Annotated in this window: 24 protein-coding genes; 16 read left to right on the top strand and 8 right to left on the bottom strand. The window is 68.7% G+C overall.

The window, feature by feature from the left end; all coding sequences use genetic code 11:
- Positions 1 to 43: 43 nt before the first annotated feature.
- Entirely contained in the window at positions 44 to 118 is a 75-nt protein-coding gene (locus tag GS4_RS26450) for a 50S ribosomal protein bL37 (protein WP_109239415.1), read from the bottom strand.
- Positions 119 to 291: 173 nt separating this feature from the next.
- Here GS4_RS26450 and GS4_RS02160 point away from each other — a divergent pair, with 173 nt between their 5' ends.
- Positions 292 to 507: a biotin/lipoyl-binding carrier protein gene (locus GS4_RS02160; RefSeq protein ID WP_007617018.1), complete on the top strand. Its 216-nt coding sequence runs from the start codon at positions 292 to 294 to the stop codon at positions 505 to 507.
- 44 nt (positions 508 to 551) lie between these two features.
- Positions 552 to 2051 (top strand): sensor histidine kinase, encoded by a 1500-nt coding sequence (locus GS4_RS02155; protein WP_007617016.1) that lies wholly within the window; start codon positions 552 to 554, stop codon positions 2049 to 2051.
- Between the two features lie 81 nt (positions 2052 to 2132).
- Here the strand turns inward: GS4_RS02155 and GS4_RS02150 are convergent, their stop codons facing one another.
- On the bottom strand, positions 2133 to 2387 hold the full coding sequence (locus GS4_RS02150) for a WhiB family transcriptional regulator (protein ID WP_007617014.1): 255 nt from the start codon (positions 2385 to 2387) through the stop codon (positions 2133 to 2135).
- 376 nt (positions 2388 to 2763) lie between these two features.
- Between GS4_RS02150 and GS4_RS02145 the strand changes: the two genes are divergently transcribed.
- Positions 2764 to 4137, top strand: a complete 1374-nt coding sequence (locus tag GS4_RS02145) for an MFS transporter (RefSeq protein ID WP_007617011.1) — start codon at positions 2764 to 2766, stop codon at positions 4135 to 4137.
- Here the strand turns inward: GS4_RS02145 and GS4_RS02140 are convergent.
- The gene (locus GS4_RS02140; protein ID WP_040509190.1) at positions 4062 to 5015 is read right to left on the bottom strand and encodes a diacylglycerol/lipid kinase family protein; all 954 of its coding nucleotides are present in this window, start codon (positions 5013 to 5015) and stop codon (positions 4062 to 4064) included. The genes GS4_RS02145 and GS4_RS02140 overlap by 76 nt on opposite strands.
- A 173-nt stretch (positions 5016 to 5188) precedes the next feature.
- On the opposite strand from GS4_RS02140, the gene GS4_RS02135 reads away from it, so the two are divergent.
- Together GS4_RS02135 and GS4_RS02130 are read left to right on the top strand one after the other, a co-directional pair.
- Positions 5189 to 5641 carry a hypothetical protein gene (locus GS4_RS02135; protein WP_007617007.1) on the top strand — a complete coding sequence of 151 codons (453 nt, stop codon included), beginning with the start codon at positions 5189 to 5191 and terminating at the stop codon, positions 5639 to 5641.
- A gap of 69 nt (positions 5642 to 5710) precedes the next feature.
- Complete coding sequence (locus tag GS4_RS02130; protein ID WP_007617005.1) at positions 5711 to 6508, top strand: ParA family protein; 798 nt, start codon at positions 5711 to 5713, stop codon at positions 6506 to 6508.
- A gap of 46 nt (positions 6509 to 6554) precedes the next feature.
- Here the strand turns inward: GS4_RS02130 and GS4_RS02125 are convergent, their stop codons facing one another.
- Positions 6555 to 8069: a malate:quinone oxidoreductase gene (locus GS4_RS02125; protein WP_007617003.1), complete on the bottom strand. Its 1515-nt coding sequence runs from the start codon at positions 8067 to 8069 to the stop codon at positions 6555 to 6557.
- Positions 8070 to 8194: 125 nt separating this feature from the next.
- Between GS4_RS02125 and GS4_RS02120 the strand changes: the two genes are divergently transcribed.
- Positions 8195 to 9091, top strand: coding sequence for a LysR family transcriptional regulator (locus tag GS4_RS02120; protein WP_007617001.1), 897 nt, complete (start codon positions 8195 to 8197; stop codon positions 9089 to 9091).
- Positions 9092 to 9105: 14 nt separating this feature from the next.
- On the opposite strand, the gene GS4_RS02115 is transcribed toward GS4_RS02120, so the two are convergent.
- Positions 9106 to 10374 (bottom strand): Rv3212 family protein, encoded by a 1269-nt coding sequence (locus GS4_RS02115; RefSeq protein ID WP_007616999.1) that lies wholly within the window; start codon positions 10372 to 10374, stop codon positions 9106 to 9108.
- Positions 10375 to 10428: 54 nt separating this feature from the next.
- The gene (locus GS4_RS02110) at positions 10429 to 12063 is read right to left on the bottom strand and encodes a DEAD/DEAH box helicase (RefSeq protein WP_007616996.1); all 1635 of its coding nucleotides are present in this window, start codon (positions 12061 to 12063) and stop codon (positions 10429 to 10431) included.
- A 278-nt stretch (positions 12064 to 12341) separates the two neighbouring features.
- Between GS4_RS02110 and GS4_RS02105 the strand changes: the two genes are divergently transcribed.
- Entirely contained in the window at positions 12342 to 13052 is a 711-nt protein-coding gene (locus tag GS4_RS02105) for a ferritin-like fold-containing protein (protein WP_040509261.1), read from the top strand.
- Between the two features lie 24 nt (positions 13053 to 13076).
- Here the strand turns inward: GS4_RS02105 and GS4_RS02100 are convergent, their stop codons facing one another.
- On the bottom strand, positions 13077 to 13664 hold the full coding sequence (locus GS4_RS02100; protein WP_007616993.1) for a universal stress protein: 588 nt from the start codon (positions 13662 to 13664) through the stop codon (positions 13077 to 13079).
- Between the two features lie 175 nt (positions 13665 to 13839).
- Here GS4_RS02100 and GS4_RS02095 point away from each other — a divergent pair, with 175 nt between their 5' ends.
- From GS4_RS02095 to GS4_RS02085, 3 genes are all read left to right on the top strand, one after another.
- Complete coding sequence (locus GS4_RS02095) at positions 13840 to 15000, top strand: sensor histidine kinase (protein ID WP_040509188.1); 1161 nt, start codon at positions 13840 to 13842, stop codon at positions 14998 to 15000.
- Positions 14997 to 15695, top strand: coding sequence for a response regulator transcription factor (locus GS4_RS02090; RefSeq protein WP_007616987.1), 699 nt, complete (start codon positions 14997 to 14999; stop codon positions 15693 to 15695). The genes GS4_RS02095 and GS4_RS02090 overlap by 4 nt, the downstream gene beginning before the upstream one ends.
- 122 nt (positions 15696 to 15817) lie before the next feature.
- A complete protein-coding gene (locus GS4_RS02085; protein WP_040509257.1) occupies positions 15818 to 16048 on the top strand; it encodes a DUF3107 domain-containing protein in 231 nt (76 codons plus the stop codon).
- 69 nt (positions 16049 to 16117) lie between these two features.
- Here GS4_RS02085 and fasR read toward each other — a convergent pair whose 3' ends face one another.
- The gene (fasR, locus tag GS4_RS02080) at positions 16118 to 16762 is read right to left on the bottom strand and encodes an HTH-type transcriptional activator FasR (protein WP_083862615.1); all 645 of its coding nucleotides are present in this window, start codon (positions 16760 to 16762) and stop codon (positions 16118 to 16120) included.
- 98 nt (positions 16763 to 16860) lie between these two features.
- Between fasR and GS4_RS02075 the strand changes: the two genes are divergently transcribed.
- The 6 genes from GS4_RS02075 (at position 16861) to GS4_RS02050 (ending at position 24885) form a co-directional block, all read left to right on the top strand.
- Positions 16861 to 18015 carry a DUF3152 domain-containing protein gene (locus GS4_RS02075; protein WP_007616984.1) on the top strand — a complete coding sequence of 385 codons (1155 nt, stop codon included), beginning with the start codon at positions 16861 to 16863 and terminating at the stop codon, positions 18013 to 18015.
- Positions 18016 to 18098: 83 nt separating this feature from the next.
- Positions 18099 to 19274, top strand: coding sequence for an adenylyltransferase/sulfurtransferase MoeZ (moeZ, locus tag GS4_RS02070; protein WP_007616978.1), 1176 nt, complete (start codon positions 18099 to 18101; stop codon positions 19272 to 19274).
- 64 nt (positions 19275 to 19338) lie between these two features.
- Positions 19339 to 20199, top strand: a complete 861-nt coding sequence (locus GS4_RS02065) for a TIGR02569 family protein (RefSeq protein WP_007616976.1) — start codon at positions 19339 to 19341, stop codon at positions 20197 to 20199.
- 196 nt (positions 20200 to 20395) lie between these two features.
- A complete protein-coding gene (locus GS4_RS02060; RefSeq protein WP_007616974.1) occupies positions 20396 to 21883 on the top strand; it encodes an MFS transporter in 1488 nt (495 codons plus the stop codon).
- 39 nt (positions 21884 to 21922) lie between these two features.
- The gene (gene nirB / locus GS4_RS02055) at positions 21923 to 24466 is read left to right on the top strand and encodes a nitrite reductase large subunit NirB (protein WP_007616973.1); all 2544 of its coding nucleotides are present in this window, start codon (positions 21923 to 21925) and stop codon (positions 24464 to 24466) included.
- A complete protein-coding gene (locus GS4_RS02050) occupies positions 24463 to 24885 on the top strand; it encodes a nitrite reductase (NAD(P)H) small subunit (protein WP_007616972.1) in 423 nt (140 codons plus the stop codon). The genes nirB and GS4_RS02050 overlap by 4 nt, the downstream gene beginning before the upstream one ends.
- Positions 24886 to 25031 lie beyond the last annotated feature (146 nt).

The raw sequence follows: 25031 nt of genomic DNA, 5'->3' as shown, positions 1-25031 counted from the left end.
TCCGATGATCGACACCCGGGCTCTTCCCGTACCGAGCGGTAGCTCAGGCGTTGGGACGCTTGCCGTGGTTGGCTGCGCTCTTCTTACGAGCGCGCTTCTTCCGTCCGCGCTTTCCCATGACGTTCTCCTTCATGCCGTCGGCCTTCTCAGGTGGCCGTCGGCCATTCTCCCATGCCGAGCGCCGTTTACCACATCCGGACCCGATCGGTGATCGGCCGATCGGCGATGCGGCGACGTCCGCGGTGGCCCGACCGACGCGTGTGCCGATCAGCGGTGGGCTACGTTATGTGCATGGCAGAAGACGTCGTGGCAGAGATCGTTGCGAGCGTGCTCGAGGTGCTGGCCACCGCCGGCCAGCAGGTCGAGGTCGGTGACACGCTGGTGCTGCTGGAGTCGATGAAGATGGAGATCCCGGTGCTCGCCGAGGAACCCGGCACCATCGCCGACGTCAAGGTCAAGGTCGGCGACGTCATCCAGGCCGGCGACACCATCGCCGTCTACCAGTGATCGCCGTCGCCGCGCGACGAGCTCGGATCTGACCGCCCGGCCCGATGTCGACGCTGGCCGACCTCCTCGCCGAGCACACCACCCTCTCCGACGCCGCCGCGGCACACCTGCAACGGCTCGTGGCCGAGTGGCAGCTGCTCGCCGACCTCTCCTTCGCGGACTTCTTGTTGGCCGTGCGCGCCGAACACGGCGACATCGTCACCGTCGCCCAGTGCCGTCCCAACACCGCGTCGACGGTGTTCCCACGCGACGAGGTCGGCACCGTCGTGGATTCGTCGGCGAACGCCCAGGTCGCTCGCGCGTTCGATGACGGTCGAATCCTGCGCGATGAAGACCCCGCCTGGTTCGGTCCGCTCGCGATCCGGCGTGAGGCGGTCCCGATCGCCGTCGATGGCGAGGTCGTGGCCGTGCTCACCCGTGCGATCGACCTCACCCACCCGCGATTGCCGTCGCCGCTGGAGCTCGCCTATCAGGATTCGGCCAACGACCTCTGTCAGATGGTCGCGGACGGGACATACCCGCAGGTGGAGGGCAATCCGCGCGGTCTGTCGACGCCGCGGGCCGGAGACGGATTCGTCCGTGTCGACGCCGACGGCATCGTGGTCTACGCGAGCCCGAACGCGCTGTCGGCGTTCCATCGCATGGGGTGGACCACCGAGCTCTCGCACACCCGCCTGGCCGAGGTGACCGCATCGCTGCTGACCGACCCCTTCGAGTCGGAGGACGCGGCGCTCATGATCGATGCGGCCGCGGGCGTGGTGCCCCTGCCCGCGGGACCGTATCGGGACGTCGGACTCCGGATGGAGGCCGACGCGAGCCGCGCGACCGTGTTGTTCCGCGCCGTCGCGTTGCACCCGCGCGGGGTCAGCACCGGCGCGGTGGTGCTCATCCGCGACGTCACCGAGGTGAAGCGACGCGACCTCGCCCTGATCTCCAAGGACGCGACCATCCGCGAGATCCACCACCGGGTGAAGAACAACCTGCAGTCGGTGTCGGCGCTCCTGCGGCTGCAGGCGCGCCGGACGTCGAACCCCGAGGCGAGAACCGCATTGACGGAGGCGGTACGTCGGGTCGGGTCGATCGCACTCGTCCACGAGATGCTCTCGGGGAGTGTCGACGAGGAGGTCGACCTCGACGAGGTGGTGGACCGGTTGGTGCCGACCCTCGTCGACGTCGCGTCGGGGGAGGCGCCGGTTCAGGTGCGCCGGCGCGATCGGCTGGGTGTGCTGTCCGCCGAGCTGGCGATGCCGCTGGTGATGGTGCTGGCCGAGCTCATCCAGAACGCCATCGAGCACGGATTCGCCCCCGGCCAGGAGCGCTGCGTGATCGACATCGTCGGTGAGCGCGATGTGCGCCGCCTCCGTATGGCCGTGCGGGACAACGGCTCCGGACTGCCGGATGGCTTCGATCCGGCGTCGTCGGACCATCTGGGGCTACAGATCGTCCAGACGCTGGTGTCGATCGAACTCGGCGGCACGCTCCGCATGGGCTCGAATGCCGACGGTCTGGGGGCCGAGGTGGAGATCGTGGTACCGGTCCACTGATCTCAGCGGATCATCCTGGAGCACAAAAAGACCCGGCCGAAGCCGGGTCTCTCGGTGGCCGCGGGCAGGCGGCGTGAGCAGCTAGACGCTGCTGCGGGTGCGCGTGCGCTGGGTGCGACGCTTGAGCGCGCGGCGCTCGTCCTCGCTCATCCCGCCCCAGACACCGGCGTCCTGACCGGACTCCAGAGCCCACGAGAGGCAGTCTGCGGTGACCGGGCAGCGGGCGCAGACGAGCTTCGCATCAGCGATCTGCGCGATGGCCGGGCCACTGGTTCCCACGGGGAAGAACAGTTCCGGATCCTCGTCGCGACAGATGGCCTTGTGACGCCAGTCCATTCCTTTACTCCTTCAGGTGCATGAGCGCACCACTCGATAACTACGTTCTGTGGTTTGTGAGGGCTGTAACCGTCAGTTCACGCGGCAGTAGGAACTGTTTCCGCGTTGTTGCTTGTGAATACTTTCACGAATCCAGACGAAGTCAATGGGGTTCCGTTAACACGTGGGCAACGTCACTGTGCGGGGGGTACGTGCAGTCAGTTCTACACCCATGCACTACTCTACGCTGCCGTTCGGGCGCAAGGGGTCGCATTTTCGCAGGTGGAGTCCCGAAATCCCTGGTCATCTCGCATCGTGCGCGGGTAGCCTGTGACTCATGACACGACGACGATGTTGATCTTCACGTACTGACCGCCGACTGACCACCGCAGCTGCGGTGGCCGGTCTCGCGGAGGACATGATCCCGCTCTATCCGTTGTACGCGGTCCTCTTCGCCGACCCCGTTGCCGGCGGCGGACTCTCACCGGCGGCGATCTCGTCACTGTTCGTCATCTGGTCGCTGACCTCGGTCCTCGCGGAGATCCCCTCGGGACTTCTCGCCGACCGTTACTCGCGGCGGGCGCTGCTCACCGTGGGGCCCCTGCTGGTCGGGTCCGGCTTCGTGCTGTGGGTCGGCTGGCCGTGCTACCCGGTGTTCGCGACGGGGTTCGTGTTGTGGGCCGTGGGTGGTTCGCTCCGGTCCGGCGCGATCCAAGCGCTGGTCTACGACGAACTCGATCTCCACGGACGCGCCGCTCGATTCCCCGCGGTGTGGGGTCGGGTCCGGGCGATGCAGGCGGCCGGAATGCTCATCGGAACCGCGGTGGCCGCCCCCTTGTTCGCCGTCGGTGGCTACCCGGCGGTCGGGATCGCCAGTGGGGCGGCATGTGTGCTGTGCGCGTCGGCGTCGGCATGTCTGCCGGAGACACGTCGGTCGGGGACACGTCGGTCGGGGGCACGTCGGTCGGGGGCACGTCGGTCGGTCGGGACCGGGGACGGTCTCACGTCTGATGTCGATGATGGTGAGACACAACAACTCTCCGATCACGCGCAGCCGATGGGTTGGCGAGCTGTCGGCGCCGATGCGCTGCGACAGGTCCAGGCGCATGCCGCGGTGCGCGCCGCGCTGATCCTGGTGATCGCTCTGACCGGGGTGGCGGCCCTGGATGAGTACCTGCCGCTGTTGGCGGACGAAATGGTCACGGGCGGAACGTCATCGGCGACGGGACACGGCGCCGCCGTGGGGATTCCGCTGCTGATGCTCGTGATCGCCATCGGCGACATGATCGGCAACCTGTGCGCCGGCCGATCCGCGGATCGAGGCGCGGTGTCGCGACGTCGGCTCGGCCGGTGCCTGACTGTCGGTTCGCTCGCGCTGCTGGCGGGTGCGCTGATCGATCATCCGATCGGGATCGTCGGTGTGGCAGTCGGTTTCGGTGTGTTCAGCTGGTCCCTGGTGGTCGCCGAGTCGGCGTTGCAGGATCGGGTGTCGTCGGCATCGCGCGCGACCGTCACATCGGTGGCCGGGGTGGGGGAGGAAGCGGTGGCGATCCTCGCGTTCGCCCTCTGGGCCGGCGGCTCCGCCGTGGCCGGACCCGCGGTGCTGTTCGCGATCGCGGTGGTGCCGTACGTGCTATGGGGTGCCGCGATGTGGGCCTCCGTGGCCCGGTCGCGGAGCGGCTCCACCACTCGGTGTCAGAGCGGGGGCGCGACCACGTCGAGGACCGCGGCCCGGTGGCCGAAGATCATCTCGCGACGCTCGCCGATGTAGTCGCCGTCCATCTGGACGTCGAGCGGCTCGTCGGCCACGAAACGGACGTGTGCGACGTCGTCGTCGCGATAGAGGTGTCGTGCCCTCGGGTCGCGCTGGGCCAGCAGACGAGCGGCCAGCGGGAGGGTGCGCAGTACCGACATGGATGTGGCGGCGAACACACCCAGGCGGGAGTCGAAACCGGTCGTCGGGTTGGTGCGGATCTCCCGAGAGCCGAGGTAGGTCCACGGGCTGAGGTTGCTGACGAAGCCGAAGCGCACCCCGGTGATGGGCGCACGATCGGGGACCTCGACGGTGAAGATCGCCGGGTCGGTCGAGTTCCGCAGAAAGGTCGCGATCGTCGTCCGGACATAGCGGCCCGGAGTCGCGGCCTTGCCCGCGTGGCGTTTGTCCTCCATCGCGTGCACCACGACGGCGTCTACCCCCATGCCCGCGTTGAAGAGGAACCAGCGATCGTCGGTGTGACCGAGTCCGATCCGCTGGGTCGTGCCGGACTCGAGCAGCGCGGCGACCTGGGACGTGGCCTGCAGGGGGTCTCCGTTGATCCCCAGCGCGCGGGCGAAGACGTTGGCGCTGCCGCCCGGGATGACGCCGATGGCCGGGAGGCGGGAGCGGGTACCGGACGGGGTGTCGTCGATGGCCGCCGGTGACGGCAGCAACCCGTTGACCGCCTCGTTCACCGATCCGTCGCCGCCGTGCACCAGCACCGCGTCGTAGCCCACCGTGGCGGCTCGGGCGGCCAGCTCACCGGCGTGACCGCGGTGGGTGGTGTGCTCCACGTCGACGTGGAATCGCGCCCCCAGGGTGTGCGCCAGAGCATCCCGACCGGCGGCAGAGGTCGCGGTCGCGAAGGGATTGACGATGAGCATGACGCGCACGACACCCGAGGATATTGGGTAGGGGCCACGCCCGCCCAATCGGCTCGGCTCCTCGACCGACACCACAGGTGGGTCGGCACGGGTGTCGTCGTGTTCACTAGCCTGGTGCCGTGAGCAAGAGGACGGGCGGCCGGACGGGCGGCGAACGCCCAGAACCAGAGCGGTCCGAACCCGTGGGCTCCGAGGCCGACGGGGCAGCAGGTGCACTACGGATCGACGACCGGCCCCCGACGACGATCAAGGTCGCCGGCGGGCTCACCGCACTCGAGGGCGCGATTGCCGTGGTCGCCGCACTCGTGCTGGTGATCCGTGGTCTGGCCGGCCACGACGAGACCATCGCCAACGGATACGGCACCGCCGGCTGGTTCGGCATCATCGGCGGCGGGGTACTGCTCGGCGGCATCGTGCTCTTCATCGGCAAGCGCTGGGGCCGGGCGATCGCGGTCGTCGCGCAGATCCTCCTGCTGCCCGTGGCGTACGCGTTGCTCACCGACAGCCATCAGCCGCTCCTCGGGGTTCCCCTCGCCGTGGCGGCGGTGGTGGTGCTGGTGCTGTTGTTCACGCCCGCATCGGTGCGCTGGCTGGCCGACGACTACGCACCCGATGCCGACCGCGACGAGTCCTGAGTTCGCCACCGGGGAACGCGCTGAGAGCGTAAGCGGGCCGATCCAGGTCGCTGGCCGTACAGTGGGGCCATGACCCGCACGTTGGCCATCGCGAACCAAAAGGGCGGCGTCGCCAAGACCACCACGGTGGAGTCACTCGGTGCAGCTCTTGCCGACCTCGACGCCTCCGTGCTCGTCGTCGACCTCGATCCGCAAGGCTGTCTTACCTTTTCGCTCGGCCATGACCCCGATCAGCTGCAGGCGTCGGTGCACGACGTGTTGCTGGGTGAGGAGGAGATCGCCGACGTCCTCCTCGACACGGAGGACAACGTCACCCTGCTGCCCGCGACAATCGACCTCGCCGGCGCGGAGGCGTTGCTGCTGATGCGTCCGGGGCGTGAGTACGCCCTGCGCCGGGCGCTGGCGGAGGTGGCCGAGGACTTCGACGTGATCATCGTCGACTGTCCGCCGTCACTCGGTGTGCTGACCCTCAACGGGCTGACCGCGGCGAACGAGGTGATCGTCCCGCTCCAGTGCGAGACCTTGGCGCATCGCGGTGTCGGCCAGCTGCTGCGCACCGTAAGTGAGATCCAGCAGATCACCAATCCCGACCTGACGATGCTCGGAGCCGTTGCCACGCTCTTCGATTCGCGGACCACGCACAGCCGCGACGTCCTGGCCGACGTGTCGGATCGGTACGAGTTGCCGGTGCTCGACCCGCCGATCCCGCGGACGGTGCGGTTCGCCGAGGCGACGGCCTCCGGGACATCGGTGATGCGCGGTCGCAAGAACAAGGGCGCCGCCGCCTACCGCGAATTGGCCGAGAATCTCTGGAAGCACTGGGAGGCCGGTGAGCCGATGCGCACCTTCGAGGGCGCCGCGGTCTGACCGACCGAGCGGTTTCGAAGTACTACGGCGGTGAGGGTGGCGCCTTTCAGAATTCGGTCGGCAACCCCAGTGCCGTGGACGTGTCGGTGAAGCTTCGCCGTACGGCGTCGTCGGTCCAGTCACTGCGGTCCAGGTCCGGAATGGCCTCACCGATCCGGTGTTCCCATCCCGTGGTCCACCGATCCGGGAAGGCCGTCCGCAGCACGTCGACCATGATGGTGACGGCTGTCGAGGCGCCCGGTGAGGCGCCGAGTACCCCCGAGATGCTGCGGTCCGCCGATGTCACGAGTTCGGTGCCCTGGTGTATCGCACCGACAGCGGACTCGTCGGGAACCACGAGTTGCGCACGCTGACCCGCCGGGATCAGCTCCCAATCGCCGTCGACCGCGGTCGGTAGGAATCGGCGCAGCTGCTCGAACTTCCGCGACCGCGTCGCGAGCAACTGCACGATGAGGAATCGGATCAGCGCGAGGTTGTGCCACATGGCCGCCGCGATCACCGGTAGGTTGCGCCATCGCAGGGTCGTGAACGCGTCGGTCAGGGAGCCGCTCTTCAACAGCCGCGTGCTGAAGGTCGCGTACGGACCGAAGAGCAGGTGTCGCCGACCGTCGACCACCCGCGCGTCGAGATGGGGCACCGACATCGGCGGTGCGCCGACGGCTGCCTGCCCGTACACCTTGGCCGTGTGCGCAGCCACGACCGACGGCGTCGAGCACCGGAAGAACGCGGCACCCACGGGCAGCACGGCATACCCACGGACTTCGGGCAGACCGGCTCGCTGCAGCAGGCGCAGCGCCAGTCCGCCTGCGCCGACGAAGACATGACGACGTGCGTGGATGGTGAACCGGCCGGAGTGACCGTCGGCATCGTCTGTGCGCCGGCCGCTCACGATCCAGCCACCGTCGGGTGTGCGGGTCAGCGATCGGACCTCGTGGCGGAGGAGGATCTCTCCACCGTTGTCGGCGATGATGTCGGCCGTCGCCGTGGTCAGCGCCCCGAAGTCGACGTCGGTGCCCCCGGGATGCCACGTCGCGGCAATCGGTTCGTCGGATGACCGGCCGCGCATCACCAGCGGTGCCCACTCGGCGATCTCGCCGGGCTCCTCGGAGTATCGGAGCTCGGCGAACAGCGGGTCGCCGACCAGCGTGCGGTGGCGTTCGCGCAGGTATGCGACGTCGTCGGCACCGAACACCACGTCCATGTGCGGTGTGGCATGGACGAACCGCGCGGGGTCGACGAGTCCGGACATGGCGAGGAACGCCCACCACTGTCGGGTCAGATGGAACTGACGTGCGATCCGGGCCGGTGTCCGACCGTCCGCCGGATCGGGCATGTAGTTCAGCTCGCACAAACCCATGTGCCCGGTCCCGGCGTTGTTCCACGGTCCGCTGCTCTCCGAGGCGAGGGTGTCGGCGCGCTCCACCAGGAGGATCCGCCAGTCCGGTTGCACCACCGCGAGCATCGCCCCGAGGGTGGTCGACATGATGCCGCCGCCGATGAGCACGACGTCGGCCTCGTGATCGGTCGTGAGATCGGCGGCGCGCTTGCCGGGACGTCGCATCGGGTCCTCCGTGGTCGTCATCGTGATCGCGGCTGTGATCGCGGTCGTGATCGTGGTCGAGGACACCAGCGTGCGCGCGGTAGATCGTTCCGTCCAATGCGATGTCGGACAGTTATCATCCGAATATGGATGAGTGGTTGACCGAACTGGCACCGCAGCTCCGGGCGCTGGTGGAACTTGCTGCGACCGACGGCCACATCACCGGGTCGGCAGCTGCTCTCGGTGTCCCGCAGTCGTCGATGAGCCGTCGCATCCATGCGCTGGAGGCGGCACTGGCGGTGCCGCTCGTGGTCCGGGACGGGCGCACCGTCCGTCTGACCCCGCGGGCGATCGACCTCGCCGAACAGATCCGTGGTCCCCTACGCGAGGTGGAGGCCGCCCTCGCGCAGGCGGCCGTCGGGGTGGACCCCGAGCACGGCACCGTACGGTTCGGGTTCCCGTTGACGCTCGGGGTCGGGGTGCTGCCCGCCCTGCTCGCCGAGTTCCGCCACCGCCACCCCGGCATCAGGTTGGAACTCCGCCAGGCGCACGGCGCCGCACTCGTCGACGACCTGCGACGCGGCACACTCGATCTCGCGGTCACCATCCCGCCGCCGACGGATCTGCCGTACGAGTTCCTCACCACCCAGGAGGTGTGCGTGGCCATGCCGGACGACCATCGACTCGCCGGACAGGGGACGGTCCGGCTCGAGGAGCTCGTCGACGAGGAGTTCATCGCCAACCCGCCGAGTTACCACCTCCGTCAGATCACCGAACGATGGTGTCGGGACGCGGGATTCGTACCGTCGGTCGGAATCGAGGTCACCGAGTTCGCGACGATCCGTGACTTCGTCCGGCGCGGATTGGGGGTCGCACTGTTGCCACCGGTCGGTCGACGATTCCGGGGCATCGTCGAGAAGTCGCTCTCCGGCGGCGATCACACGCGTGCGATCGCCCTGACATCGGCGACCACGACCTTGGGGCCGGCCACCGAGCTGCTGAGCGAGTTCATCCGTGACCGCGGACTGGTGCCGACGGCCTGACGCGCGGGGAGTTCTCAGTCGCCGCGGAGCGTCTGGACCGTCGGGCCCCACTGCTGGACGACGAGCCGGCCGATCACGCGCAGGCTCACCGTGGTGTCGCCGACACCTTCGCGCGGGACCGCGATGGCGCGCACCTCGCGGCCGGTGGCCGAGTCGCGCACGCTGATCCCGGATCGGCTGGGCAGCAACAGCTGTCCGGCCATCACCTCACCCGGGCCGAGGGTGTCGGGGACCTGATAGACGGGCCGTGCGGACGCGGCATCGAGGACCACGGTGGCGCGGCCGGTGAAGAACGAGGTCAGGCCGTCCTTGGTCAGGGGGAAGCTGTCGGCCGGCGCGCCGGCCGGGCCGTCCACTGTGTTGGTGGCGGTCGGGGCACCGTCGAGGGAGTACTGGCGGATGGCCGGACGTCCGCGTGCGCCGGTGATCGCGTCGACGTCGGTGCCGCCGTCGTACACGGCGATCGCCGAGTTGGTGACCGCCACCACGCGCGGCGGCGGACCGTCGGCGGTCGAGGTGATCAGGGAGGAGCCGTATTGCTGGACCTTCTCGTCCTTGTCGAGCACGGCGCCGAGGACGGTCAGTCGGTACCCCGCATCGCCTGCGCACCGCTCGACGACTGCCACCCGGTCACCGCCGAGTCCGGTGGACAGCAGGCGACAGTCGGTGCGACCGGGCTGCACCCCCGGTTTCACCGGGGCCTCCACCCGCCCGTATTCGATGCCGCGCACCAGGTTCGAGCCCCAGGTCTCCAATCGGGTCGCTCCCTGCGACAACACGTATCCGCTGTCGGTGACGATGTCGACGTCGTGGTCGGCCTCCGAGCTCCGCGTGCCGACGCGCATGCCGTCGTCACCCTGCAGTGCGGTCACCTCTCCGCAGCCACGCGAGTTGCGATAGACCGCGAGCGTGTCGTCCGCGGTCGCCGGCCAAGCGGCAGCCAGCGCGCACAACGGTAAATCGCGGCGATAGGTCCAGATCTCGCGTCCGGTCGCCGGGTCGTGGCCGGTGACGGTCCCGCCGTCACCGGTGACGACCACCGAACGCCCCACGGCGGGAACGTGGGTGAGCGGTGAGTGTGCCTGCCACGCCGGGACGAAGGTCGTCGGTACGGATCCGGCGACGTCGACGTCGGGGGCGGCCTGGGCGGCGGGCGTGCTGACGGTGCGACGAGCCGGACTCTCGAACCACACCAGGACGCCGACCACCGCGACCGCGATGACGATGGCGAGGCTGATGACGAGATCGAGCCGGGTGCGCCGTTCGGGACGGATGCGGGGCATCGACTACCCGATCATCTCAGGGGACACGGGGTGTGGGCCGACTGTCGCCGAGGATCAGTCGGCGTTCGGTCCGGCGGCGGTGTCGGCGGTCGGCTGCTCGGAACCGTGGCCGGCTGCGCCGCCGTGCCCGGCACCACCCCGACCGGAACCACCACGACGGCGTCGCCGACGACGTGGCTTCGATGCCCCCTCGCCGGAAGTGGACTCGTCGGTCGAGGCGTTCGACGTCGCATCCGCGGAGGCGGCGCCGTCCTTGACGTCGGGCTTGTCGGTGGACTTCGGTGGGCCCGATGCATCGCCGCCACCCGAGTTCTTGCCGCCACGGGTACGGCGACGGGTGCGGTTGGACTTCGGGCGGTCCTCGCGGGAGCGACGCTCGACCTTCTCACCCTCCGGACGTGCCGGCGGTGCGATACGGCCGGTGGCGTCGGCGGGGATGCCGAGCTCCTCCTGCAGGTGCTCGGACGTCGAGTAGGTCTCGACCGGCTCCGGCTTGTCGAGCCCCAACGCCGAGTTGATCAGTTCCCAGCGATGCAGCTCGTCCCAGTCCACGAACGTGATCGCGATACCGGTCCGGCCCGCTCGCCCGGTCCGGCCGATGCGGTGCACATAGGTCTTGTCGTCCTCGGGGCACTGGTAGTTGATGACGTGGGTGACGTCGTCGATGTCGATGCCGCGCGCAGCGACGTCGGTGGCGACGAGGACGTCGATGGCACCCGTACGGAAACTCTTCAGGGCCTTCTCGCGGGCCACCTGACCGAGGTCGCCGTGCACCGCGCCGACCTTGAAGCCACGCTCGGCGAGGTCGTCGGCGACCTTCTGGGCGGTTCGCTTGGTGCGGGTGAAGATCATGGTCGCGCCGCGACCCTCGGCCTGCAGGATGCGGGCGGTGAGTTCGGCCTTGTCGAGGGCGTGCGCGCGGTACACGTACTGCGTGGTGCGGTCGTGGATCGCGGAGTCGTTCGCGTGCTCGGCGCGGATGTGCGTCGGCCGGTGCAGGAAGGTGCGCGCAAGGGTGACGATCGGTCCCGGCATGGTGGCCGAGAACAGCATCGTCTGACGCGGGGTGGGCAGCGCCGACATGATGCGCTCGATGTCGGGCAGAAAGCCCAGGTCGAGCATTTCGTCGGCCTCGTCGAGGACGAGCACGGCGACCTTGCCCAGGACCAGGTGGCCCTGCTGGGCCAGGTCCAGGAGGCGGCCGGGGGTGCCGACGACCACGTCGATGCCGTTCTGCAGGTCCTTGATCTGGGACTCGTACGGACGGCCACCGTAGATCGAGGTGAGTCGCAGCGGTCGGGTGCTGCCGTCGGCGAGGGTCACCTCGAGCTTCTCGGCCGCGACCTTGAGATCGCCGGTCACCTGCACGCACAGCTCACGGGTGGGGACGATGACGAGCGCGCGCGGTGTGCCGTCGAGGGGCCGGACCCCGGTCGCCTCGGCGTTGGCGATGCGGTGCAGCAGCGGCAGGCCGAAGCCATAGGTCTTGCCCATGCCGGTGCGGGCCTGGCCGATGAGATCGTCACCACCGAGTGCCAGCGGGAGGGTGAGTTCCTGGATGGCGAAGGTGTGGGTCTTGCCGTCGTCGGCGAGCGCGCTGACGATCCGGTCGTCCACGCCCAGTTCGGCGAACGTCGGGGCGGTGTGGGTCTCGTCGACGATCGTCGTCTTCACGTCTGATTCGGTCATCGTGGGGGTTGTTGCCTTTCCGATTGTGTCCCGCACGCACGGAATGGCTCACCAGTCGACCGCGATCGGTTCGCGTGACCCGGGACGCCGCCCGGTCGTCGGGCGGGGAGGTTCCCGCAGGTGGCTCGGTTGTGCGCGCACAGTGCCCGGTGTCGGCGCTCGTGGGTCGGCAGGCACGTTGTCGATGCCGGGCCGTCCACCGAAATGTCACGTGCGCGTCAGTACACCGGTGCCGAGTGTACTTGGTGAACATCTCGGCCACGCCTACCATCTCCTCCATGTCCTCTGGAGCCCCCGTGTCCGGACCCTCGTCACACTCGCCGACCGTCGGAGACGGTGTGTCGCAGGGCGCCGAGGACCCGGCGATCGCGAAGCTCTTCGCAGTGCTGCTGGCCGGTGAGTACGCCGCGTTCTACCGCCTCATCGACGAGTCGCGGATGGCGCCGGACGTGCCCAGCGGCATCGCCATCGCGCGGATGGCCGCCTCGGAGATCCAGCACTTCGACCACCTGGCCGCACGGCTCGAGGGCACCGACATCGACGTCGCCGACGCGGTCACCCGATACCGCTCGGTGTTCGATCAGTACCACCGGGCGACAACTCCGAAGACCTGGTACGAAGCGCTGGTCAAAGCCTATGTCGGCGACGGTCTGGCATCGGACTTCTACAGCGAACTGGCGGGTGCGCTGCCGGAATCCGCGCAGGCGGTGGTGGCCGAGGTGATGTCGCAGACGGGCAGTTCGGCCTTCGCCCGGGAGCAGGTGCGCGCAGCGGTTGCGGCCGACCCGTCCCTCAAGTCCCCGCTCACGCTGTGGGGCCGCCGACTGCTGGGCGAGGCGATCACCCACGCACAGTGGGTGCTGGCCGCAGAAGAGGAGGTCACCGACCTGCTGTTCGAGGGGGCCACCTCGCTGCAGGGCGTCGCCAAGTTCTTCGATGCCGTGGCCGAACTGCACGCCACCCGGATGTCGGATCTGGGCCTCGGCTGAACCCTTGCCGGACCGCGACCCTTGCTAGTGCGCGGTGCCCAGACGCGGTAGCGCGGTACCGCGCGCCGACCGGACCGCTCGGCCGCGCAGTATCTGCACGTGCCGACGACCGTCGGTGGCGACGATGTCGACATCGTCGGGGAGGTGTCGTCGCAGCGCACGCGCCAGCGGTCCCGGTACCCGACGGCCCGGATCGTCGGGGCGACCGATCACCACCGTCGATGCACCCAGGTCGCGTACGGCGCCGACCAGTGCACGCACCGGATCCCCCTCGGCGATGATCGGCTCGAGCGGCCGGAGGCCGTGTGCGACCGCCGTCTCCCGCCCCCTCCGGACCAATTCGCCGACCGCGGCATGATCCGACAGTAGATACGCCTCCGCTTTGAGGACGTCGTGCAGGGGCGTCGGCTGCGGCCGGCTGCCACGACGCACCACCGCCGAGACCACGGCCACCTCGGCGCCCCGGCCGGCCAGCCGCGCCGTCGCCTCGATCGCGGCCATCGAGGCGTCACTTCCGTTGTATCCCAGGATGATCGGACCACTTCCGGATGGCCGGTCGATCCCCGTGACCGCCACCGCGTGCTGTCCGCCCAGGAGCTCCTCGATACGCATGGCCCCACCTGCCTCGTGTCCGGTGCCGGGGGCGTTCCCCGGCATCTCCGACGCTAGGTCGCGCGTCAGCGCGGATCTCCATGCCGGAGACGGACATCGCCTCCACCCCGGGGTGGACACCGAACTCCTACGCGGGGTCGATGGATTCGGTGCGAATGCGCCTATCCTTGTCCGGGTGACCAGGATCACCACCGTGCTGCTCGACCGGCTGCAGGCGGCGGGCGGCGACTATCCGCCGCTGTACCCGGTGGTGATGCTCGCGGCCAGCGCGGCCGTCACCGTCGTGGCGACGCTGCAACGCCATCCGTTCTCGGCCTCGTGGTGGGTGGTCGCCGCGATCGTCACCGCTCTGGGTTCCCTTGCCCTCGACCTCACGATCCCCGCATCGGTTCCACCGTGTGTGCTCGGCATCGTCAGCACGGTCTGTTTCCTGATGGACCCGGTGGCGACCGATGCCGCTCCGGTGCAACTCGCCCTGGTCACCGCCATCGCCGCGGCCATGCAGACGCTGCGCGTCGGCGTGCTGATCGCCGTCCTCTGCGCGGTCGTCATCGGGGGGTTCTGGTGGGGTGACCACCTCCGGGCGGCACCGGTGTACCTCCTCGCGGTGGCCTGCGGATGGCTGGTCGGTTACATGGTCCTCATCCAGAAACGGCTGGCGCAGAACCAGGTACGGACGTTGCAAGAACGCGCCGAGCGGGCCGCCAGTGACGAGCGCCGGCGAATCGCCCGCGAGATCCACGACGTCGTGGCGCATTCGTTGTCGATCACCATGCTCAACGTGACCGGCGCGCGGCACGTCCTCGAACACGGCCGCGACACCGCTGACGCCATCGATGCCCTCGGCGATGCCGAACGCCAAGGCAGACAGGCGATGACCGAGATCAGGCACATCGTGCACGTCCTGGGCTCCGACCAGTCGTCGGATGCGCCGACGCCCGGGGCCGGCGACATCGCGGAGCTGGTTCGCGATCACCGCAAGGCGGGGATGACGGTGTCGTTGCGGACGGTCGGGGACCTGGCCGAGGTGTCCACCCCGGTCGGTGCCGCGCTGTACCGGATCACTCAGGAGTCGTTGACCAACGTCGTCCGACACGGCGGGGTGTTGCGCGCGTCGATACAGCTCACCACTGTCGGCGACCAGGTGGAGGTGTCGGTGCGCAACCCCGTCCGGTCCAGTCCCAGAAGCGATTCCGGGAACGGCACGGGGGTCGAGGGCATGCGGCAGCGGGCAGCCCTGCTGGGAGGGTCGTTCGAGGCGGCGCGGGACGGCGCCACCTGGGCGGTGCGCGCGAGGCTGCCGATCAGGGTGCCGGCAGAACAGGGGAGTACATGACGGCAGCAGACAGCACGGTCCCGCCGACGGCGGCCGACACGATCCGCGTCCTGCTGGTCGACGACCAGGAGCTCATCCGAACCGGCCTGCGGCGCATCCTGCACATCGACGAGGGATTCTCGATCGTCGGTGAATGCGGTGACGGTGACGAGGTGGTGGCAGCTGTCGCCGCATGTGAACCGGACATCGTGGTGATGGACCTGCGGATGCGGCGGGTCGACGGCATCACGGCGACCGCGATGGTCGGCACCCTGACCGATGCGCCGCCGGTACTCGTGCTCACCACCTTCGACGACGACAAGTTGCTGTCGTCCGCGCTGCGGGCCGGGGCGGCCGGATTCGTGTTGAAGGACTCGTCGGCCGAATCGTTGATCTTCGCGGTCCGATCGGTGGTCCGGGACGGCGCCTACCTCGATCCGGCGGTCACCGCGCGGGTGCTCTCCGGCTTCCGGCGATCGGCACCGGATCGGACCCCGACCACCACCGTGAGTGGTCTGACCGATCGCGAGACCGACGTGCTGCGGCTGATGGCCCGCGGCCGGACCAATGCCGAGATCGGTGTGGCGCTGCGGATCTCCGAGGTCACCGGGAAGTCCCACGTGAACCACATCTTCACCAAACTCGACCTGCGGGACCGGGCGGCCGCCATCATCTACGCGTTCGACCGCGGGCTGGTCCATCCGGGCGACGACTGAGCGTTCTGCTCTCAGCGGAGCCGGTGTCGCTCGGTTCGGCGGCTGAACTAGCCTGGTTCGGAGAGTTCGTCTGTGGCGCGTCCCGCGCACCGGGCGCCGCACGTGATCAGAGAAGGATGGCCATGTCCGTCGAAGTGAAGATCGGCATCAGCGACAGCAACCGCGAGCTGTCCATTCAGTCCACGCTCACCAGCGACAAGGTCTACGCAGAGGTCGAGGCCGCGCTCGGTGGCAAGCAGCAGTTGCTGTCCCTGGTGGACGACAAGGGGAGCCGGTACCTGGTGCCGGTCACCAAGATCTCCTACATCGAGGTCGGTGGCGGCGAGAACCGCAAGGTCGGCTTCGGTTCCTGACCGACGCCACACAGACGAACGGCCACCCCATCCGGGGTGGCCGTTCGTGTGTTCGGGAGGTCTCGTGTCTCAGGCGACCGGTGACTCGTCCTGCAGCGGGACGTGTGAGAGTCCGCCCCACAGCAGGGCGACGGTGGTGTCGACGGCGTTCTGCTTGTCGATGGGACGCTTGGCCTCGAGCCAGTAGCGTGCGTTGACCTGGCTCGCGCCGACCAGCCCGGCGGCGAGCATCCGCGAGCGGTACGGATCGAGACCGGAGTCGTTCATGACCAGCCCGTAGACGGCATCGACGCAGGCCTCGGTCGCGCCTTCGACACGCCGGATGACCGCGGGATCCATGGCGTCGGAGGAGAAGATCAGCCGATATCCGGAGTTGTCCTGGTCGATGAAGTCGAAGAACGCCTCGACCGCGGCGCGGACGCGCTGACGGTTGTCGGTGGTGGTCAGCAATGCGGTGTTCACATCGCTCACCAGCTTCTCGGCGTGGGAGTCGACGACCGCGATGTACAGGTCGAGCTTCGAGGGGAAGTGCTGGTAGAGCACCGGCTTGCTCACCCCGGCGTGTACGGCGATCTCGTCCATCCCGGCGGAGTGGTAGCCACGCTCGACGAAGATCTCGCTGGCTGCGTCGAGCAGCTGCATACGCCGCGCGCTCCGAGGCAGGCGGGTGCTGTTCCGCCCGGCGGTCGAAGATGAGTTCGCGGCAGTCGACATGGGATGAGCGTACTCGGGCGGGCGTCTCATTCCGGAACGTGCCACGACGACGGGGTTTCCTGGCAGGCATTCGCGGGGTCCTGTGAGAAAGTTGTGGGGTGAACCGCCCACCCAACGGGCCGACCGGTTCCGGCCCGAGTGCCAGGAGCGCAGCGAACGACCCCGAGCCCACCGCCGGGGGCGCGGCGACCGGCTCCCGGCCCACCGCCGGGAGCGCAGCGACCGGCTCCCGGCCCACCGCCGGGAGCGCAGCGACCGGCTCCCGGCCCACCGCCGGGAGCACCCGGTCCCGACCGCGTCCTGACCAGCCGCTGCGCGCGCGCTGGGACCCGACCGACGACAGCGGCCGGCAGCGGGTCGACCGAGAGGGACAACCCGAGCGCAAGAAGCAGAGTGCACTGGGACGGTTCGTGTCGACCTACGGGTGGCGCGCGTATGCGATCCCGGTGCTGATCGTGCTGACCATCGTCCTCATCATCGTGACCGTCCGTGACGGTGGGACGAACTCGGCGTCGGCGGCCGATGCCACCCCGGATGCGGCGTCGCGCAACACCGACGTCAGCAAGGAGACGGCTCCGGTCGGAGCGCCGACCGGACAGATCCAGGAGGCCGCCCTTCCTGCCGGCTCCCTGCCGCCCGGCGGGCCGTATACCGGCAAGGGACGCGAGAGCTACCGCGTCGTGCGGGGCGACGGCCGCAAGGTCGGCACCGGGCCGCAGGAGTACACCTACACCGTCGAGGTGGAGAACGGTCTGAACCCGCAGGATTACGGCGGCGACCCGACCTTCGCGAAGATGGTCGACTCGACGCTGGCCAATCCACGCGGCTGGATCGGCGACGGCAAGGTCTCCTTCCGTCGGATCGACTCGGGCGAACCCGATCTGCGGATCTCGCTGACGTCGCCGGGAACCACCCGGGAACTGTGCGGCTACCAGATCAAGCTCGAGACGTCGTGCTTCTATCCACCGGATCGTCGGGTCACCCTCAATGAGGCCCGGTGGGTGCGGGGTGCGCTGTCGTACCAGGGCGACGACCTGTTGTATCGCCAGTACCTCATCAACCACGAGACCGGTCACGGGATCGGCTACGAGGCGCACGAACCGTGTCGCGAGAACGGCGCGCTGGCGCCGGTGATGATGCAGCAGTCCTTCGGTGTCGCCAACAGCGAGATCATGGCGCTCGATCCGCAGATGAAGGCCAATCGGGCGCTGGCGTGCACCCCGAATCCGTGGCCGTTCCCGTCACGTCGGTGACCCCGGTGGCGTGCGCCCGCGAGGTCGGAATGTCCGACCCGGGGGCATCGTTGAGGTGAGCAGTCAACACAACTGGAGGCATCGTGTCGTCATTGCCGCCGCTGGTCGAGCCCGCGGGTGATCTGTCGAACGAGGAGGTGGCGCGCTACAGCCGCCACCTGATCATCCCCGACGTGGGGATGGACGGACAGAAGCGCTTGAAGAACGCCAAGGTGCTGGTGATCGGTGCGGGCGGTCTGGGCTCACCGACCCTCCTGTACCTGGCCGCCGCGGGTGTCGGCACGATCGGCATCGTCGAGTTCGACGTGGTGGACGAGTCCAATCTGCAGCGCCAGGTGATCCACGGGCGCTCCGACGTCGGTCGGCCCAAGGGCGAGAGCGCGCGCGACAGCATCCTGGAGATCAACCCGTATGTGCAGGTGAACCTGCACGAGCAGCGACTCGAGCCCGAGGGTGCGATCGAGCTGTTCTCGCAGTACGACCTGATCCTGGACGGCACCGACAACTTCGCGACCCGGTATCTGGTCAACGATGCCGCGGTCCTCGCGCACAAGCCCTATGTGTGGGGTTCGATCTACCGCTTCGAGGGCCAGGCGTCGGTGTTCTGGGAGGACGCCCCCGACGGTCGAGGCCTCAACTACCGCGACCTCTACCCGCAGGCGCCGCCGCCGGGCATGGTGCCGTCGTGCGCCGAGGGCGGCGTACTCGGCATCCTCTGCGCCTCGATCGGGTCGATCATGGGCACCGAGGCCATCAAGTTGATCTGCGGGATCGGTGAGCCGCTGTTGGGCAGGCTGATGGTGTACGACGCGCTGGACATGACCTACCGCACCATCAAGATCCGCAAGGATCCCGAGGGCGAGAAGATCACCGAGCTCATCGACTACGACGAGTTCTGCGGTGTGGTGTCGACCGAAGCCGCAGAAGCCGCGTCGGGGTCGACCGTCACGGCATCGGAGCTCAAGGAGAAGCTCGACCGCGGTGCCAAGGTCGCGCTGATCGACGTCCGTGAGCCGGTGGAGTGGGACATCGTGCGGATCGAGGGCGCGACGCTGGTCCCCAAGGGCGACATCCTCTCCGGTGAGGGGCTGGCGCAGGTGCCCCACGACCGCCCGACGGTGCTCTACTGCAAGACCGGTATCCGGTCGGCCGAGGCGCTCGCAGCACTGAAGCGCGCCGGTTTCGCCGACGCCACACACCTGCAGGGCGGCATCACCGCCTGGGCCAATCAGGTCGACAAGACACTTCCCGTCTACTGACCTCACGTGTCGGCGTGCGCGTGGCACAACCGCTGCGGCCGTCGACGTCGGTAATCTCGCAGTCGTGAACGCTGTCCCCGTCGAGCCACCCGACCATGTGCTGAACACATTCGGGCTGACCGCGCACCCGCCCATCGCCATGGGGGAGTCGTGGATCGGCGGGTGGCGCGTGGGCGAGGTGGTGCTGTCGCTGGTACCCGACCACGCGCGGGCCGCCTGGTCGGCGTCGGTGCGGGAGGCGCTGTTCGTCGAGGGGCTTCGTATCGCACGCCCCTTCCGCGCCACCGACGGTCGCTATGTCGTCTCCGGCTGGCGCGCGGACACCTACATAGCCGGTGCCCCCGAGCCCCGTCACGACGAGGTCCTGTCGGTCGCCGACCGGCTCCACGCGTCCATCGCCGGGCTCGAGCGCCCGCGATTCCTCCTACAGCCACCTGCCCCGCCGCACACCGACGTCGACGTCTTCACCGCCGCCGATCGTGCGGCCTGGGAGGATGTGCCGCTGCGGTCGGCGCGCGCGGCCGGGATGGGACAGCCGACGTCGCCGGACGGCGTGGAGAGTGTCGAGATCCTGACCACCCTCGCCACCTTGCGCAAGCCGGTCGACCTGCCGTCCCAGGTGGTCCACGGCGACCTCTTCGGCACGGTGCTCTTCGCCGGCGCCGCGGCACCCGGCATCACCGACATCGTCCCGTACTGGCGTCCTGCCTCCTGGGCGGCGGCTGTCGTGGTCGTGGACTCCCTGGCGTGGGGTGGAGCCGACGAGGGTCTGGTCCATCGATGGGCCGATCAGCCCGAGTGGCCGCAGATGATGTTGCGGGCGACGATCTTCCGGCTTGCCGTGCACGCCCTGCACCCGAGGTCCACCTCCGGTGCGCTGCCCGGTCTCCGTCGAGTGGTCGAGATCGTCCGACTTCTGCTGTAATCGCAGGTGAGCAGCCCGTATGCGCCCACATGGGCGTCTGGAGGTGGTCTCACAGCCACGGTGTGACGTTGTGAGCGAAACGTGACTGCCCGGTCACGCGAGGGCAAATCGCCGCAACACGCGTTCCCTAACTTTGGTCGCAATCGGCCGACACCGTCGTCGGCCCCGTGCACCACGATCGACGGGAACGCCCTCCATGACGTTCATGCAACTGCTACGCCGGGACCACACCATCACCGACTGGGATCCCGAGGACCGGACCGCCTGGGACGGCGGAAACGCCGCAGTCGCCAAGCGCAACCTGGTCTGGTCGGTGATCTGCGAGCACGTCGGCTTCTCGGTGTGGTCGCTGTTCTCGGTGATGGCCCTGTTCATGGGCCCCGAGTACGGCATCTCGCAAGACCAGAAGTTCATCATCGCCGCGACCGCAACCTTCGTCGGCTCATGCTTGCGCATCCCCTACACCCAGGCGACCGCGATCTTCGGCGGCCGTAACTGGGCGATCTTCAGCGCCATCGTGCTGTTGATCCCCACCGGCCTGACAATGATGCTGATGCTCAATCCGGGCGAGTTCGGGCTGGGCTGGTTCCTTGCGGTCGCCGCGTTGACCGGGTTCGGCGGCGGAAACTTCGCGTCGTCGATGACCAACATCAACGCCTTCTACCCGCAACGACTGAAGGGGTGGGCGCTCGGACTGAATGCCGGCGGCGGCAACATCGGCGTGCCGGTCATCCAACTCGTCGGTCTCGCGGTGATCTGGCTGTTCGCCGACCGACCCGAGATCGTGTGTGCCGTCTACCTCGTCGCACTCGCGGTGGCCGGTGTCGGTGCGGCCCTCTACATGGACAACCTCGACCACCAGACGGCCAGCGGCCGCGCGATGATCGACTGCCTCAGGTACCGCGACACGTGGTTGATCGCGCTGCTCTACGTCGGGACCTTCGGTTCGTTCATCGGATTCGGTTTCGCCTTCAGCCAGGTGCTCAACATCAGTTTCACCTCGGCGGGCGCCGCGAAGCCGGCGTTGGCCGCAGCGTCCATCGCCTGGATCGGGCCGCTGTTGGGATCGCTGTCCCGACCGTTCGGCGGCAAGTGGGCCGACCGTGTGGGCGGTGGCAAGGTCACGCTGTACTGCTTTGTCGCCATGATCTTCTCGGCTGCCGTCCTGGTCGTCGCGGGGTTCTCGGCAGACGCCGGCGGCAAGGTCATCGGCGGCGGGGAGCTCGCCGGGTTCATCGTCGGGTTCATCCTGCTGTTCCTGCTCTCGGGCATCGCCAACGGCTCGGTCTACAAGATCATCCCGACCATCTGGGAGCACAAGGTCTCGACCATGTCGGGGATGGATGCGGCGAGCAAGGTGAAGTGGTCGCGCAGCATGTCCGGTGCGCTCATCGGATTGGCCGGTGCGGCAGGCGGACTCGGAGGTGTCGGGATCAACCTGGTGCTGCGGTCGAGCTACCGCGCCTACCAGTCGGCGACCGTGGCGTTCTGCATCTTCATGGCCTTCTACGTGGTCGCCGCCCTGGTCACCTGGTGGTTCTACGCCCGCCGCCCGATGGTCGTCGGCGAGACGACGGACCTGCCCGTGATGGCCGGGTCCGAACCGAAGCGCTCGACGTCGGAGCAGACGTCATCGGCCACCCCCGCCGCCACGGGCGACCCGACCGACAAGGCTCTGGCCTGAGGGTCGTCGGCGACACACGGATTCGCGAGGAGTTTTGAGATGAGCAACGTCGACACCCGGACAGTCGTCGTGGTCGGCCACGGCATGGTCGGACACCGGTTCGTGCAGACCCTGCGTGAGCGCGACACCGCCGATCACTGGCAGGTCGTGGTGGTGAGTGAGGAAGGCGATCCGGCCTATGACCGGGTCGGGCTGTCCTCCTACGTCGGGGCCTGGGATCGCAGCGCACTCGCGTTGTCGGGCAACACCTATGCCGGTGACGACCGGGTCGTCACCCATCTCGGCGAGGCGGTCGTCGACATCGACCGTGCCGGACGTCGGGTCGTGACGGGCAGCGGACGCGAGATCGACTACGACGCATTGGTCTTGGCGACCGGCTCATACCCGTTCGTCCCGCCGGTGGCGGGTCACGATCACGACAAGTGCTTCGTGTACCGCACCCTCGACGACCTCGACTCCATCCGGGCCACCGCCGAAGCGGCCGGTGCCGGCGCGGTGGGCGTGGTCGTCGGCGGCGGGCTGCTCGGTCTCGAGGCGGCGAATGCGTTGCGGCAGCTGGGGATGACCCCGCATGTCGTCGAGTTCGCGCCGCGGCTGATGCCGATGCAGGTCGACGCCGGAGGCGGGGCGCTGCTCGAGAACCTGGTCACCGAACTGGGACTCACCGTGCACACCGGGGTCGGGACATCGGCGATCGCCGACGCGCCGGACGGGGTGCAGGTCACGCTCAGCGACGACTCGGTGATCGATGCCGCACTGGTGGTCTTCTCCGCGGGGGTACGACCGCGTGATCAGTTGGCGCGTGACCACGGTCTCCCGGTCGGGGAGCGGGGCGGCATCCTGGTCGACACCGGATGCCGCACCGAGGACGAGTCGATCTTCGCCATCGGCGAGGTCGCGGCAGTCGAGGGGCGGTGCTACGGCCTCGTCGCACCCGGATACAGCACCGCCGAGGTGGTCGCCGACGCCCTGTTGGGCGAGTCGACCACGTTCCCCGGTGCCGACATGTCCACCAAGCTCAAACTGCTCGGTGTCGACGTCGCCAGCTTCGGCGACGCGATGGCCACCACCGAGAACGCCCTCGAGATCGTCTACAACGATCCCGTCGCGGGCAAGTACTCCAAGATCGTCGTCTCCGACGACGCGACGACGTTGCTGGGCGGCATCCTGGTGGGTGACGCATCGGCGTACGCGATGCTCAAGCCGATGGTCGGGCGGGAGATCCCCGGGGATCCGGCGGCATTGATCGCTCCGGCGGCCGGCCCCGGCGTCGGCATCGACGCCCTGCCCGACGACGCCGAGATCTGTTCCTGCAACGGGGTGTCCAAGGGGTCGATCTGCTCGGCTATCGCCGACGGTGCGTGCGACATCGCGGCGATCAAGGGCTGCACGTCGGCGGGCACCACCTGCGGTGGCTGTGTGCCGAGCATCAAGGCCCTGCTGGCCGCGTCGGGGGTCGAACTCTCGAAGTCCCTGTGCGAGCACTTCAGCCAGTCGCGCGCCGAGCTGTTCGAGATCGTCGCGGTCACCGGCATCCGGACCTTCTCCGAGCTCATCGACCGGCACGGGACCGGCCAGGGCTGCGAGGTGTGCAAGCCGACGGTGGCGTCCATCCTGGCGTCGACGTCCAGCGACCACATCCTCGACGGGGAGCAGGTGGCGCTGCAGGACACCAACGACCACTTCCTCGCGAACATGCAGAAGAACGGCTCGTACTCGGTCGTCCCGCGTATGCCCGGCGGTGAGGTCACTCCCGAGCAACTCATCGTCATCGGCGAGGTCGCCCGCGACTTCGGCCTGTACACCAAGGTCACCGGTGGTCAGCGCATCGACCTCTTCGGTGCGCGCGTCGATCAGCTGCCGCAGATCTGGCGCCGGCTCGTCGACGCCGGCATGGAATCAGGTCAGGCCTACGGCAAGAGCCTGCGCACGGTGAAGAGCTGCGTCGGGTCGACCTGGTGCCGTTACGGCGTCCAGGACTCGGTGGGGATGGCCGTACTGCTCGAGAACCGCTACCGCGGCCTGCGATCGCCCCACAAGCTCAAGTTCGGCGTCTCCGGTTGTGCACGGGAGTGCGCCGAGGCCCGCGGCAAGGACGTCGGCGTGATCGCGACCGAGAACGGGTGGAACCTCTACGTCGCCGGCAACGGCGGTCAGAGTCCCAAACACGCGCAGCTGCTGGCCAGCGGTATCGACGACGCGCACCTGATCGCCTACATCGACCGATATCTGATGTTCTACATCCGGACGGCCGACCGGCTGCAACGCACGGCGCCATGGCTGGACGCCCTCGAGGGTGGTCTCGACCATCTGCGTGCCGTCGTCTGCGACGACAGCCTCGGATTGGCCGCGGATCTGGAAGCGTCGATGGCCCAACACGTCTCGGGATACCGGGACGAGTGGGCCGCAGTGCTCGACGACGAGGAGAAGCTCAAACGTTTCGTGTCGTTCGTGAACGCCCCCGAGGTGGTCGACCCGACCATCCGGTTCACCGAGGCCGACCGCAAGGTGCCGGTCCTCCTCGACATGCCCAGCATGCCGGACCGAACCACCGTCCCCGAACCGCAAGGAGTGCCGACATGACCGTCATCCGACAGCCGTCGACGACACCGAACTCAGCCGACGGGGTGGTGCCCGGGGAGTGGGTCCGTGCCTGTGTGGTCACCGACCTGGCGATCGGACGCGGTGTCGGCGTTCTCGGCCCCGACTTCGTCCAGGCCGCACTGTTCCGCATCCCCGCAACCGAGACCGACCGGGAGGCACTGGTCGGCCGCACGCGGCTGTATGCCATCGGCAACATCGACCCGTTCGCGCATGCGGCCGTGCTGTCGCGCGGGCTGACCGGGGATCGGGACGGTGAGCCGACCGTCGCGAGTCCACTCGGCAAGCAGGTGTTCTCCCTGCGCACCGGGGTCTGCCTGGACGACGACACGGTGTCGGTGCCCGGATACGCCGTCCGGGTCGTCGACCAGGTGGTCGAGGTCTACTTCCCGCACGGGTGAACCAGCCCAGGTGACCCGGCCCCGGGTGACCCGGCCCACCTCGATGCGCTCGGATGAAGCGGGAGGGCGTCGCGGGTGGGAAGCTGGTGGGATGCCGGCCGACGGCCTGGTGGCCGACCTCCGGTGCTCCAGGCGGACTCGACCGG

This window comes from Gordonia soli NBRC 108243, assembly GCF_000334455.1.
In the GTDB taxonomy this organism is placed as follows: Bacteria; Actinomycetota; Actinomycetes; order Mycobacteriales; family Mycobacteriaceae; genus Gordonia; species Gordonia soli.
The sequence above is the reverse complement of the archived record's forward strand: the minus strand, read 5'-3'. Positions and strand labels throughout refer to the sequence as shown.